This is a genomic window from Paenibacillus sp. J22FR5 (assembly GCF_059691975.1).
In genome coordinates, this window is the sequence record NZ_JCAUAN010000002.1 from 593,082 (window position 1) to 604,953 (window position 11,872).

The following is an 11,872-nucleotide window of genomic DNA, read 5'->3' on the forward strand; positions in this document are numbered from 1 at the left end:
GGATGACGGTTATTGGACTTATACGACATGGAGTAACGGATTGGAACACTGCAAGACGCTTACAAGGACATACGGATATTCCATTGAATGCTGATGGGCGCAAGCAAGCCGAATTACTATCTCAACGCATGGTGGATGAGGAGTGGGAGTTCATCTATTCCAGCGATTTGGGGAGAGCGAGAGAAACAGCAGCTTATATCGGTCGTGTGAAGCAACTTGAAGTGAAAACCGATCAGCGACTACGAGAAATGTACTGTGGACTAATAGAGGGAACAACGATTGAAGAACGTGTGGCAAAATGGGGAGAAGACTGGCCCCAACTGGATTTAGGGATGGAAGCTCATCAAGATATTGCTGCCCGAGGGGTGAACTTCATTCAGGAAGTGATCGAAAAACATCCGAATCAGAAAATTTTAATCGTAAGTCACGGTGGATTACTTGGATTGACATTAAAGGATTTGATCCCACACGAAGACATCGAGGAACATTTGCATAACACTTCTGTTACGAAATTACGTCACTCAGAGAATCGTTGGGAATGCCTGCTTTATAATTGTATTGCGCATTTAAGAACGGAGATCAACTCCTAGATGTTTAATAAAGCTTTATTTGCGAGTAAGAAGTTAAATTTGGTTGTTTTTCTATTCGGAATGGCCTACTTGCTTATTATGGTGAAATTGCTTTTTCTGCGAGGAAGATTCGTTGGTGAAGGTGAACATTATAGGTATAATTTGACGCCTTTCAAAACGATACAGAGCTACGTCCTACATTCAGATTATTATCCATTTCGCATTTGGTTTAACAATTTACTCGGAAATATTGTGTTATTTAACGATTCTTCTTATTTTTTTCGTCGAATTGATTCAAATGCTAGCTTGGGTTGGTAGTTTTGACGTGGATGATATTATTCTGAATACGTTTGGCGCTTGCATGGGTTTGATCATCTCAAAATTAATTAGCCGCACTGTTAGGCAGGGGCGAAATCTTGGAGGCTCATAAATCTGATGCTAATTTACCAAACAGAAGCACTAACCGTTCGCGAACTTGAACTTAGCGATAAGCCTCTTTTAGTTGCCTGGCTAAATGACCCCATGGTGTTAACCTATTATGAAGGCCGCGACCGCCCACATGATGGGGATATGGTGGATGAGCATTTTTATCAGGAAGATTCGGCTGTCAGATGTATGATTGAATTTCATCATGTGCCGATTGGCTATATTCAATTCTATGAGTTGGATGAAGAGGAACGCCTTGAATATGGCTATTCCGATCCGGCAGAGAAGATCTACGGTACTGACCAATTCATTGGCGAAACGGCCTATTGGGACAAGGGGATCGGGAAATTAATCGTCACATCGATGCTTGATTATTTGTTAGATGTTGCTAAAGCAGATCGTATCGTCATGGATCCGCAGCAATGGAATAGTCGAGCGATCAGTTGCTATGAGCGTTGTGGATTTAAGAAAGTGAAGGAACTGATCGCGCATGAAATACATGAAGATGAACTTAGAGATTGTTGGTTGATGGAGTATACGCGAATTGCAAAGATTCGAGATGAAGAAAGAATGTATCATGAAGCTTGTTATGAGAATTATAAGCTTTTTGAAGAGGGCTCATGGTTGTATAAGCCAGTCAAGACGGTAATGGAGACATTGTACCAGTTCGATCATTATGAGGATGTAACGGTTTTGGATCTTGGCTGCGGGGTTGGACGGAACAGCATTCCGATAGCGGAGACCTTGAGATATAGACACGGTAGAGTGGTCTGTGTAGACATTATGCAATCCGCACTAACCAAGTTGATGAATTACAGCGAACAGTTCGATGTAAGGGATCGGATCGAGCCTCACTTATCAGATATTGGTGACTACGAAATCCCAGCCGATACATTTGACTATGTTGTCGCAGTATCGACGCTAGAACATGTAAACTCTGAACACACATTCGAACGTGTGCTTGATAGGATTGCCCATGGAACGAAAGTTAATGGGGTTAATTGTCTGATTGTGAATTCGAATCTTCATGAGATTGATGTGGTGACAGGTGAGGAATTAACGCCTTTTATCGAGCTTAATCTTTCTACGGAACACTTAGAATATCTACTGAACAAGCATTATGCAGGTTGGGATATTTTATTAACGACGTTAAAGACTTTGTCATTTAACATTGAGCGCAAAGGTAGACAGATACAGTTAAAGACAGATTGTCTGACTTATGTCGTTAGAAAATCATAGAGGAGGTTACATGAATGAACCCTATTCTGAATGAAATTGGCACTGTCTTTATCCCTGTTCGAGATATTGAAAAAGCACGCGATTGGTATTGTGATCTATTAGGTTTTCCTAATGATGGGGAGATTCCACATGGTCATTTATATGTGCTTCCTATGAAGGGTACAGGTATCGTGCTGGATAGTAAAATTTTCGCCGAAGATCATCTCTTCAAGGCGCCAGCCTTTCATCTGAATACGAAAGATATCGAGGCTGCCTATACGTTTATGCAGGATAAGAAAGTCGAACTCGTGACTGGCATTGAGCATGGGCACTGGTTTAATTTCAAGGACCCGGATGGGAATATGCTTATGGTATGTATGTGTTAAACCCCCGCGGTTACACTACAAAGGGGAAAGGAGCTTCATCGCATGGAGTTAGAAACAGTCTATGTCACATATAAACAGCTATTATTTTCTGTCGCGTACCGTATGTTAGGTAGTGTATCTGACGCGGAAGATATGCTGCAAGACATGTTCATAACGTTGCAAAAGACGGATACTGAACATGTAACGAATCTGAAGTCGTATTTAGTCAAAATGGTCACGAACCGCTGCTTGAATTTCTTGAATTCAGCCAGCAAGACAAGAGAAACCTATATAGGCCCGTGGCTGCCCGAGCCCAAGGTGACATCCTACCGGGAGGATCCGATGGGAAGCCTTGTCCAAGAGGAAACGATTTCGTATGCCTTTCTCGTCTTGCTGCAAGAATTGTCCGCCGTGGAACGCGCGGTATTCGTGCTCAGAGAAGTGCTCGGCTATGAGTATGATGAGGTCGCAGATATGGTCCAGAAGACGGAAGCCAACTGCCGCAAAATTTATAGCCGTGCGAAGAGCAAAATCAGTCAAGCACCTGATGAAGAGGGGAACACGCTAGGTGAGACAGAACCCCTCGTTCAGAAGTTCCTTCACGCGGTGGATACAGGGAACTTCCAAGATTTCGTCTCGCTGTTGATGGAAGATGCTGTGATGGTTTCAGATGGTGGTGGGAAAGTCCGCGCCGCAATACAACCGATCTTTGGGAAACAACGAATTGCCGCGTTTTTCGAAGGGATTCGGGCCAAAGGTTCGTTGCAGGGGAAATGGGTGCCTACGACAATCAATGGTCAAACCGGACTTGTGCTTGTTCATGATCAAACTACATACATGGTTATCTTGTTTCAATTAGGTGTAGACCAGGAACAATCGGGTCGTATATATGTGATTCGCAACCCCGATAAATTACATCATATTTCCTCTGCGATGTAATGTCACAAAACCTCGACCTCATTTGTCTTATAGACGACGTAAACAAAAAAAGAGGTATGTGGAGGAGATTGAAGATGGAAGTTAGAATCAAACTCGGCGAGGTTTACCCTGAAGCTTATCAAACGATGTTGAAGTTAGAAGGATTCATCAAATCAAGCGGGTTAGACCCGATCTTGTATGAGTTTATTAAAATTAGAGCGTCCCAAATCAATGGCTGTGCCTATTGTCTAGATATGCATACGCGTGATCTTCGTAAAATGGGAGAGTCGGAGCAACGCGTCTACTTGATTAGTGCTTGGCGTGAAGCGCCGTTCTATTCGGCAAAAGAAAGAGCTGTGCTGGAACTGACGGAAGCAGTGACGACAATTTCCGTGCATGGCGTGCCGCAAGATCTGTATGATCGTGTGCTTAGGCACTTTGATGAGCGTGAATTCGTGACACTTATCATGGCGATTAATACGATTAATGCATGGAACCGCATTGCGATCTCGACGGGCATGTTTCCAGCGGCGGAGTAAAATAAGCTTATGGAATGATATAGCGGAATGTTTAAGACTTGAGTTGTGCTCGAGCACGGAAGAAGTAGTGACGTTATTTTTGGGTGATTAGTTAAAATCAAATAGACAATAAAACAGCGATACCATAGACCTTTTCAAGTCTTTGGTATCGCTGTTTTTTGAAAATAACAATTCTGTCACCTAGAGAGGCGGCTTTTTCCCCTCATTTTCGATCAAATGGTCACGCTCGCCATCTTCCATGATATTACGAGTTGAGTTACGGAACTCACGAAGAGTATCTCCGAAGGCGCGTCCAAGCTGTGGAAGCTTAGAAGGTCCGAAAACGATTAAAGCAATTGCCAGAATCAAGATTAACCCTGAAACCCCGATATTGTTGAACATAGTGTTCATCCTCTTTTCATTTCATGTCAATTGATTTCATTTCTCATTCTTCAATTAGGTTTAACTTTGCTACGCGCTGCATAGCTCTCCATTGCCAGCCAGCGACCAATACGCTGATTTCAAACAAGAGAATTAACGGTACAGTAACCGATAAGTGTGAAATCATATCTGGCGGTGAGATGCAGGAGCCCGTGATTGTGAGCGCGATGTAGGCGTATTTCCTGGACATTTTCAGAATCTGAGGGGTTAATAACCCAATTTTCGTTAAAAACAGGAGAACCACAGGCAGCTCGAACGCGATCGCCATTGGAATAACGATTTGAAACAAGAAGGCGAAATACCGATCAATCCCATAGGTCTCAACGGCGCCAATGGATTGATTCATCTTGATCATGAATCGCATCATCATCGGGAAAACGACCCAATAGCTGAACGAAACGCCGATGATAAACAGCGCAAAAGCAACCGGTATGTAAGGAAGCGCATTCCGTGATTCCGTTTCCGTTAGACCTGGCTTCACGAAGGCCCACGCTTGGTAGAGAATGACGGGCACCGTAAATAAGGCAGCGAACAGAAACGCACATTTCATATAAATCATTAACCCGTCTGTAAACGAAAACACATTCCATTTTATTTCGCCAATCAATGGCTGTGATTTCAAGTACAACAGGATATCCGACGAGAGGTACAAGCCGACACAAAGCGTGACGATGAACCAAGCAAACACGATGAGCAATCGCTTGCGAACCTCGGTCAAATGTAAGATCCAATCTTCCTGCTCCATGCCATTCCCCCCTCTTCATGAAACGCGTAGTCTATCAGTACTAAACGACACTTCCGCCTTGTTTCAAATATTTCGCAATGCCGTCCACGGCCCGATAGGCTAAAGCTCCAACTGTTCCCGTTGGATTGTAACCACTGTTATGGGCAAAAGCCGAGGCACCAACGACGAATACATTTTCCGCATCCCACATTTGGAGATAGGAATTCACGGCAGAAGTGGAGGGATCCGCGCCCATAATAACGCCGCCCGTGTTGTGAGTGGATTGGTACGGAACGATATTGTAAGCTGCAAGCTGATCTGACGAACCGATGGTTGATGGGTTCATTTCTTTCATAATTTCTGCCGCTTTGCCAGCAACGAATTTGATCATTTGCCGATCCTGCTCTTCAAAATCGAAGGTGATGCGAGGGAGCGGAAGTCCGTAGGCATCCTTATAGGTCGGATCCAGATCCACATAATGATGTTTCCAAGGCATGCTGCTACCCTGCGGGGAGACGGACAACACACTGTTTGCATATTTCAGCGACTTTTGCTTGAAGTCTTTACCCCAGCCTGGTGTGCCTTTAGGAACGGAGTTCGTAGCAATCGGACGTTGACCTGTTTGGGAAATCCGAATGCCTGCGCCATGGATGAAATTTAGATTCGTATGATCAAAATTGTCTCCATTGAAATCAGGAATCTCCATGCCTAATGAGCCAGCACCCGCGTACAAGTTGAACTCTTTCTCATCGAAAAAGCCTGTCGCACTCCCGCCGTTCGTTTGGTAACAGTAATTTTTGCCGATAACGCCTTTCCCCGTTGCTGGATCATACGGTTTACCTAATTTGGACGTGAGCAGAAGCTTAATGTTGTTAAATACATAGCTGGCCATGATGACCACATCAGCGGGCTGCTCGAACTGCTCGCCCGTAACTGTGTTCATATAAACGACGCCGCTTGCTTTTTTGCCATCATTCAGAATTTGAATGACATTGGAGTAAGAGCGCAGCTCGAAATTGCCGGTTTTCTGCGCAACGGGGAGAGCGGTTACGATCACATCTGCTTTTGCCCCGTATTCACAACCAAAGCGCTCGCAATAGCCGCAATATTGGCAAGCTGCACGGGTAATGCCATCCGGATTCGTATACTGTTCGGACAAGTTGGCAGAAGGCATCATGTACGGGTGATACCCGAGCTTTTTGGTCGCATCCTCGAACAATTTCAGGATTGGTGTTTTCACCATCGGTTTGGTCGGGAAGGGGGCTGAACGCTTGCCCACTAGCGGATTCTGCTCGGCTTCACCAGAAATACCAGCCAATTTCTCGAATTTATCGAAATAGGGCTCTAACGTATCATAGGTGATGCCCCAATCCTGGATGGTCATGCCTTCTGGGATTTTTTGCTTCCCATAGCGTTCCACCGTTTTACTGTAAATCTCAAAGTCGTAAGGGAGAAATCGTAACGTTTGACCATTCCAGTGAACACTGGCCCCGCCAAGACCTTCTCCGAGTAGGAAAGAACCGTACTCGCGCATAGGCACAGCCGCCATTTTTTCTGTATTTCGGAAAGTTACAGTCTCTTTGGATAAATCCTGCATGAGGTCATAGCGTGAGGCATAGCGCAGCTCATCATGCACCATATAGTAATCTGCGGTTCCCCGAGGCTTCCCGCGTTCCAAACCAACCACTTTGACACCTTGCTTTGCTAATTCAGCGGCAATGATACCCCCGACCCATCCCATACCCACAATGACAACGGGGACTTTCGGCATTTTAGTAGCCATAGACGAATTCCTTCCTTTGTGAAAATAATGCCTTTAATGAACGAAATGATCGTGCAAGCTGCGCGGCTCCATGGCCACGAATTGATCTTTATCGATGATATTCATATAACTCATCTGATTGCCTGGATATTTCCGCATTTTCCAGCCAGCCATATTCTTATTACCGCCATACAAGGGATCGGAATAGACACCTTCCATGACTAGCACGCGAAAGAGGTTAAAGAAGGTTTTACCGGTAATCCCGTTAACGACACTAATTTCACCTTTTTCCATCGAGGTTAGAATCGCATCTTGTTCCTCTGGCTTAATATCAACAAAACCCTTCGTGTACTTGGTTTTTGCTGTTTCTTCAAGGCTGTTCAGGCCCATGGTAACGAGTTCATGGCGTTGTATACTAAGATAGTCGCCTTGTGTGACTTCCCCCTTCACAAAGGGACCCATCCGGTACGTACGGGCATTCACGCCCCAAGGACTTGCTAGTTGATGGTCGATATAAAATGCAACCCCAAGCTCTGTAGCTCCTGGACCGCTCTCATCTTTGGGGTAAATACGCTCAGCCGCAGCTTCCGCAATTTGTAGTTGGGTTTGATTGAAGAACATCGGTGCTTGATTATAATCAGCCGTGACGGGTGCATTGGGACTAGCGGAAGGGGATGCAGAAGGTGCGGTTGATTCTTTCTTGAAGCCTCCAGACACTGCGCTTCCAATCACGCCACCGACCACTACGCCACCGATGGCAGTTCCGGTGTACTTGAGAAAACGGCGACGTGAGTGATCAGGCGTATGATTATGCGTGTTTTTGTCAGCCAAATTGTCATACCTCCTTGGAATTTTATGTACTTATGGTTAGTTATGGATATGATGAGCAGTGAGCGTATTTCCTATGCATGAGTTGCATGAAATTATGGAAATGGGGGCAATGTAGTGGTAGAAATCTGATTTCAATACAACGCATTTGAACCTATGAATGTGAGGAGAAGCAAACTCATGAACAGAAAGATCGTAGTCCTCACCCTATTGATAGCTGGGGCATTATCGGCTTGCGGAAAGAGTCAAACGACCCCAAGCCCAAGTCCAGCTACATCAACAGCACCGACAGCCTCCGCAACTACAGGGGCCACAACCAAAGTGGATGCTCAAGCGGTTTTTAAAGCCAATTGCGTCTCCTGTCATGGTGCAAATTTGGAAGGATTGGTCGGGCCAAACCTGCAGAAGGTTGGTGGCAAGCTTTCAAAAGAGCAGCTCGTTGCGACAATTACGAATGGAAGAGGCGCAATGCCAGCTTTCAAAGGAAAGCTCTCCGATGCTGAAATCAATGCGTTGTCGACATGGCTAGCAGACAAAAAATAAACAGGAATGATCCCGCCCTAGCTGTATTGCGGCCAGGCGGGATTTTTCTTTTTGGATTAGAAGAGACATTCATTTCATCCATTTCGAGGCATAGGATAATTAAGTAATTGGAAAAATACCGGTAAAGAGGCTTCCTTTCTTTATTATGCAATAGGGAGATGAACCAGATGAAGGGCAAGGATCGATGGAATGATCTCTTTGAATTAGCAATGTACGTTCTGGCTGGCGGATGCTTTGTTTATTTTCTTGTGAAAGGCAACGGGGCGAAAATGTTCCAAGCGGTGCTCATTGTGGCCGTGCTGCAGCTCATTAGACTCCTTGTGAAAATCACTAAAACAACTATGTTTACGGCTTTGCGGTTCTGTGTACTGCTGTTTATTTTCGTCACGATGTTCATTGCCAACGAATTCGGCTATTATGGCGTCATTCCCTATCTGGATAAAGTGGAGCATCTCTTCTCAGGCGTTATCCTCTGCTTCATTGGGTTGCTCATTTATAGCAAAGCCGCTGGTCATCAAGAGGGGACAGAACCTCCTTCATCGCATGTCGCGGTATGGCTGAGCTTGTTTTTTTCCATCGCGATGGCGGGTGTTTGGGAAATTTATGAGTTCGCTACAGATCATCTCTTCGGGCTAAATTCACAAAATGGCAGTTTGCTCGATACGATGACGGACATCATTTGCGGGACATCAGGTGCGATTTTGACCGCTTGCTATTTGGCGTTGAAGGCGAGGAAAAGGACAGTTCCACTGGTGGATATAAGGTAAAGAATGGGTGCGGGATTGGTAGTTTAGTAGGTTGGTGACCTGTTCCTGTCTTGTCATTTCGACTAATTTGTGGCACTATTAGCACTATTGAATGGAGGAATTGACAGCATGGAAGAGTTGCCTAACTGCCCCAAGTGCCAATCGGCATACACGTATGAAGATGGGAATTTATTGGTGTGCCCAGAATGTGCGCATGAGTGGTCACCAACAAGTGTAAGTGAGAACGGTGAAGATCAGAAATTGGTCAAAGACGCGAATGGTAACGTGCTAAAAGATGGTGATTCGGTAACGGTTATCAAAGATTTGAAAGTAAAAGGGACTTCATCTGTTATCAAAATCGGCACAAAAGTGAAAAATATACGCTTGGTTGAAGGCGATCATGATATTGATTGTAAAATCGATGATTTTGGAGCGATGAAATTAAAGTCGGAGTTCGTTAAAAAGATTTAAGAATACTTGTTTCGAGTACTGTATATGTGGTGAATGTGACCCGTGCTTAGCGCGGGTCTTTTTCTTTCGGGATGGAGCGGAACGCTAACGGACACAGGGGCAGGAGCGACTTCGAGTGAGACTATGTTCGTTCAAGTAACGAAATAAATCTATCCACATTGTCATTGAGACGCGTTAACGCGGTTGAGGTCACTTCTGCAACGATTATCTGGTAAAATGTAAGAATGCAAGGCTCTGAAGAATACTTTGCAGCCAAGAGGAGGCGCCTGAAACCTAATGTCTGACACAACTTTCATCTACGTAACCTATATCGCTACTACACCAGAGAAATTATGGACTGCTTTGACCAGTACGGCGTGTACGGAGAAATATTTTTTCGGAACGGCTGTCCAATCCGATTGGCAAGAAGGCTCGAGCGTCACCTATTCGCGGGAGGGAAAAGTCACCGATCATGGGATTATTTTGCTAAGTGAGCCCTTTCACTTATTATCCTTTACCTGGCATTATGTTGCAGATACAACAAAACGCGCGCAACCAACTCGCGTAACCTTTGAACTGAAACCGATGAATGGCACCGTGAAGCTAACCGTTAAGCATGAGAATCTTGTTCAGGGTGATTTTGTGGAGCGAGACGATACGTTCGAAGGCTTTAACAATGGCTGGCCAGCGATAATTAGCAACTTAAAGAGTTTGCTCGAAACAGGGAACACGCTAGCAATGATGTGAACAAGAAAAAAGCAGAGCATCCGTGGAGGATACACTGCTTTTTGTATGCTTATGGCTTCTTGGTATCCCATAGCGCATCAAGTTCAGGGAGTAGAAGCACGCTCTCCTGTTCATTAGGGTCTGTACGGGAAATGACACACGTGCAAGCTTCCGAGTGACTCGGGTTATAAGGGAGATGCGGCATTCCAGCTGGGATATAAAGAAAATCACCTTTTTCCAGCTCCATATGCTGTTCCAAGTTCTCGCCATACCACATGGCTGAATGCCCTTCCAACATATAAATAGCAGTTTCATGGTCTTGATGAAGATGAGCCGTAGCTCTTTGACCCGGTGGAATGGTTAAAAGCATCATACAAATTCCTTGGGAATCAGCACTTTCTTTGGAAATCGCCTCGGCATAATCGAAGCCTTGCTTCCCATGATAAGTTCGTGATGAACGGATGAGTCGACATGCACGTATATTGTCCACGTAACAGCACCTCCTATAACTATCATATGCAAAAATACATATTTTAGCTTCATCTGCCCCATCTTAATAAGAAGGCAAACAGAGGGGATATTGTCATAGAGGAGGGTAATAAATGCGGTTATTTCATTTGAGCTACATTTTATTTTTTAGTGCTTTACTCGCGGCTGGTACGATCGGAGTTGCATGGTTTGTATTTCACAAGCGGAAGAAAAGGGCTCGCTAGCCTGTCGTTGTGGTCCAAGTGAACTTGTGAAATAAAAATTCACTTGAGTAATCGATTCACATGTTCTATAATGTGCCTATATTAGTTGCATTTAATTGTGCTAATAAATACGAGATAGATACATGGGAGAGATGATATCGTGGCAGCAGTACTTTTTGTAAAAGTAAACGATCGACCTGCAGACCAAGCGGTAAGTGTTCAAATGTACGAAGCATTTTTGAATACGTATAGAGAAGAAAATCCGACTGATGTTATTTCGTAACTTGATTTGTATCAAGTTGAACTTCCTTACTATGGGAATGACGCGATTACAGGTACATTCAAACAAAATGCAGGGTATGAACTCACACCTCAAGAACAAGCAGCAGCTACGATCGCTACTCGTTATTTGGAGCAATTCCTTGCAGCAGACAAAATCGTGATTGCTTTTCCACTATGGAACTACGTTGCTCCGGCTCCATTAACCACTTATATTTCCTACCTATGTCAAGTAGGTAAGACGTTTACATATACAGCTGAGGGTCCAGTAGGACTTGCAGGAGATAAGAAAGTTGTCTTGTTGAATGCGCGTGGTGGCGTGTACTCCGAAGGTCCAATGGCTCAGATTGAGTCCGCAATTAGACCTCTTAGAGCCGTATTTGGATTGTTCGGCATTCAGACGCAAGAAGTTGTTATTGAAGGACATAATCAATTTAAAGATCGTTCAGCGGATATCATTGCTGAAGGTTTGCGTGAGGTTGCGAAAACAGCGGCAGCGTTTTAAATAATGGTTCAAGAAGTGAAAAGGAGCTATCCATTTGGATGCTTCTTTTTTCTACGACGGCAAGATCATATAACAGGATTTTCCTGCACCTTTAGCGAAGTTAATTATGTGGTTAATTTTCACCAAAGGGGTTGTCTACTTTGCTCGTTAAAGATCGTCTTC

The 11,872-nt window shown here is 44.4% G+C and carries 15 protein-coding genes and 2 pseudogenes; 12 read left to right on the top strand and 5 right to left on the bottom strand.

The window, feature by feature from the left end; genetic code table 11:
* Positions 1-2 precede the first annotated feature (2 nt).
* The 7 genes and pseudogenes from AC58P7_RS06155 (at position 3) to AC58P7_RS06185 (ending at position 4,035) form a co-directional block, all read left to right on the top strand.
* Positions 3-590 (top strand): histidine phosphatase family protein, encoded by a 588-nt coding sequence (locus AC58P7_RS06155; RefSeq protein WP_497340846.1) that lies wholly within the window; start codon positions 3-5, stop codon positions 588-590.
* 229 nt (positions 591-819) lie between these two features.
* A complete protein-coding gene (locus AC58P7_RS06160) occupies positions 820-999 on the top strand; it encodes a VanZ family protein (protein ID WP_497340848.1) in 180 nt (59 codons plus the stop codon).
* Between the two features lie 5 nt (positions 1,000-1,004).
* Positions 1,005-1,463, top strand: a pseudogene (locus AC58P7_RS06165) (GNAT family N-acetyltransferase); the annotation flags it as partial.
* Positions 1,464-1,523: 60 nt separating this feature from the next.
* Positions 1,524-2,234, top strand: a complete 711-nt coding sequence (locus AC58P7_RS06170; RefSeq protein WP_497340927.1) for a class I SAM-dependent methyltransferase — start codon at positions 1,524-1,526, stop codon at positions 2,232-2,234.
* A 14-nt stretch (positions 2,235-2,248) separates the two neighbouring features.
* Positions 2,249-2,599 (top strand): VOC family protein, encoded by a 351-nt coding sequence (locus AC58P7_RS06175; RefSeq protein ID WP_497340850.1) that lies wholly within the window; start codon positions 2,249-2,251, stop codon positions 2,597-2,599.
* 42 nt (positions 2,600-2,641) lie between these two features.
* Positions 2,642-3,517 (top strand): RNA polymerase sigma-70 factor, encoded by an 876-nt coding sequence (locus AC58P7_RS06180; protein ID WP_497340852.1) that lies wholly within the window; start codon positions 2,642-2,644, stop codon positions 3,515-3,517.
* Positions 3,518-3,591: 74 nt separating this feature from the next.
* Positions 3,592-4,035: a carboxymuconolactone decarboxylase family protein gene (locus tag AC58P7_RS06185; RefSeq protein ID WP_497340854.1), complete on the top strand. Its 444-nt coding sequence runs from the start codon at positions 3,592-3,594 to the stop codon at positions 4,033-4,035.
* A gap of 180 nt (positions 4,036-4,215) precedes the next feature.
* On the opposite strand, the gene tatA is transcribed toward AC58P7_RS06185, so the two are convergent.
* From tatA to AC58P7_RS06205, 4 genes are read right to left on the bottom strand one after another with little or no spacing between them, the layout of a single operon-like run.
* Positions 4,216-4,416, bottom strand: coding sequence for a twin-arginine translocase TatA/TatE family subunit (gene tatA, locus AC58P7_RS06190; protein ID WP_497288928.1), 201 nt, complete (start codon positions 4,414-4,416; stop codon positions 4,216-4,218).
* A 43-nt stretch (positions 4,417-4,459) separates the two neighbouring features.
* Positions 4,460-5,200 (bottom strand): twin-arginine translocase subunit TatC, encoded by a 741-nt coding sequence (gene tatC / locus AC58P7_RS06195; protein ID WP_497340856.1) that lies wholly within the window; start codon positions 5,198-5,200, stop codon positions 4,460-4,462.
* Positions 5,201-5,240: 40 nt separating this feature from the next.
* Positions 5,241-6,962 carry a GMC family oxidoreductase gene (locus AC58P7_RS06200; protein ID WP_497340858.1) on the bottom strand — a complete coding sequence of 574 codons (1,722 nt, stop codon included), beginning with the start codon at positions 6,960-6,962 and terminating at the stop codon, positions 5,241-5,243.
* Between the two features lie 33 nt (positions 6,963-6,995).
* The gene (locus AC58P7_RS06205; RefSeq protein ID WP_497340860.1) at positions 6,996-7,772 is read right to left on the bottom strand and encodes a gluconate 2-dehydrogenase subunit 3 family protein; all 777 of its coding nucleotides are present in this window, start codon (positions 7,770-7,772) and stop codon (positions 6,996-6,998) included.
* Positions 7,773-7,949: 177 nt separating this feature from the next.
* Between AC58P7_RS06205 and AC58P7_RS06210 the strand changes: the two genes are divergently transcribed.
* The 4 genes from AC58P7_RS06210 to AC58P7_RS06225 all read left to right on the top strand — a co-directional run bounded on the left by AC58P7_RS06210 (position 7,950) and on the right by AC58P7_RS06225 (position 10,255).
* Positions 7,950-8,312 carry a c-type cytochrome gene (locus tag AC58P7_RS06210; RefSeq protein WP_497340862.1) on the top strand — a complete coding sequence of 121 codons (363 nt, stop codon included), beginning with the start codon at positions 7,950-7,952 and terminating at the stop codon, positions 8,310-8,312.
* A gap of 167 nt (positions 8,313-8,479) precedes the next feature.
* On the top strand, positions 8,480-9,079 hold the full coding sequence (locus AC58P7_RS06215; RefSeq protein WP_497340864.1) for a DUF2238 domain-containing protein: 600 nt from the start codon (positions 8,480-8,482) through the stop codon (positions 9,077-9,079).
* Positions 9,080-9,187: 108 nt separating this feature from the next.
* Positions 9,188-9,529 carry a zinc ribbon domain-containing protein YjdM gene (locus AC58P7_RS06220; protein ID WP_497340866.1) on the top strand — a complete coding sequence of 114 codons (342 nt, stop codon included), beginning with the start codon at positions 9,188-9,190 and terminating at the stop codon, positions 9,527-9,529.
* Positions 9,530-9,805: 276 nt separating this feature from the next.
* On the top strand, positions 9,806-10,255 hold the full coding sequence (locus AC58P7_RS06225) for an SRPBCC family protein (RefSeq protein ID WP_497340868.1): 450 nt from the start codon (positions 9,806-9,808) through the stop codon (positions 10,253-10,255).
* 49 nt (positions 10,256-10,304) lie between these two features.
* Here AC58P7_RS06225 and AC58P7_RS06230 read toward each other — a convergent pair whose 3' ends face one another.
* Positions 10,305-10,724, bottom strand: a complete 420-nt coding sequence (locus tag AC58P7_RS06230) for a cupin domain-containing protein (RefSeq protein WP_497340870.1) — start codon at positions 10,722-10,724, stop codon at positions 10,305-10,307.
* Between the two features lie 362 nt (positions 10,725-11,086).
* Between AC58P7_RS06230 and AC58P7_RS06235 the strand changes: the two are divergent.
* Positions 11,087-11,710: pseudogene (locus AC58P7_RS06235) on the top strand (FMN-dependent NADH-azoreductase).
* The last annotated feature ends 162 nt before the right edge of the window (positions 11,711-11,872 follow it).

What these genes read in the sequence shown, in the direction of transcription:
- AC58P7_RS06155 (WP_497340846.1), top strand. Translation starts at nt 3, where the DNA reads ATGACGGTTATTGGACTTATACGACATGGAGTAACGGATTGGAACACT.
- AC58P7_RS06170 (WP_497340927.1), top strand. Translation starts at nt 1,524, where the DNA reads ATGGAGTATACGCGAATTGCAAAGATTCGAGATGAAGAAAGAATGTAT.
- AC58P7_RS06175 (WP_497340850.1), top strand. Translation starts at nt 2,249, where the DNA reads ATGAACCCTATTCTGAATGAAATTGGCACTGTCTTTATCCCTGTTCGA.
- AC58P7_RS06180 (WP_497340852.1), top strand. Translation starts at nt 2,642, where the DNA reads ATGGAGTTAGAAACAGTCTATGTCACATATAAACAGCTATTATTTTCT.
- AC58P7_RS06185 (WP_497340854.1), top strand. Translation starts at nt 3,592, where the DNA reads ATGGAAGTTAGAATCAAACTCGGCGAGGTTTACCCTGAAGCTTATCAA.
- tatA (WP_497288928.1), bottom strand. Translation starts at nt 4,416, where the DNA reads ATGTTCAACAATATCGGGGTTTCAGGGTTAATCTTGATTCTGGCAATT.
- tatC (WP_497340856.1), bottom strand. Translation starts at nt 5,200, where the DNA reads ATGGAGCAGGAAGATTGGATCTTACATTTGACCGAGGTTCGCAAGCGA.
- AC58P7_RS06200 (WP_497340858.1), bottom strand. Translation starts at nt 6,962, where the DNA reads ATGGCTACTAAAATGCCGAAAGTCCCCGTTGTCATTGTGGGTATGGGA.
- AC58P7_RS06210 (WP_497340862.1), top strand. Translation starts at nt 7,950, where the DNA reads ATGAACAGAAAGATCGTAGTCCTCACCCTATTGATAGCTGGGGCATTA.
- AC58P7_RS06215 (WP_497340864.1), top strand. Translation starts at nt 8,480, where the DNA reads ATGAAGGGCAAGGATCGATGGAATGATCTCTTTGAATTAGCAATGTAC.
- AC58P7_RS06220 (WP_497340866.1), top strand. Translation starts at nt 9,188, where the DNA reads ATGGAAGAGTTGCCTAACTGCCCCAAGTGCCAATCGGCATACACGTAT.
- AC58P7_RS06225 (WP_497340868.1), top strand. Translation starts at nt 9,806, where the DNA reads ATGTCTGACACAACTTTCATCTACGTAACCTATATCGCTACTACACCA.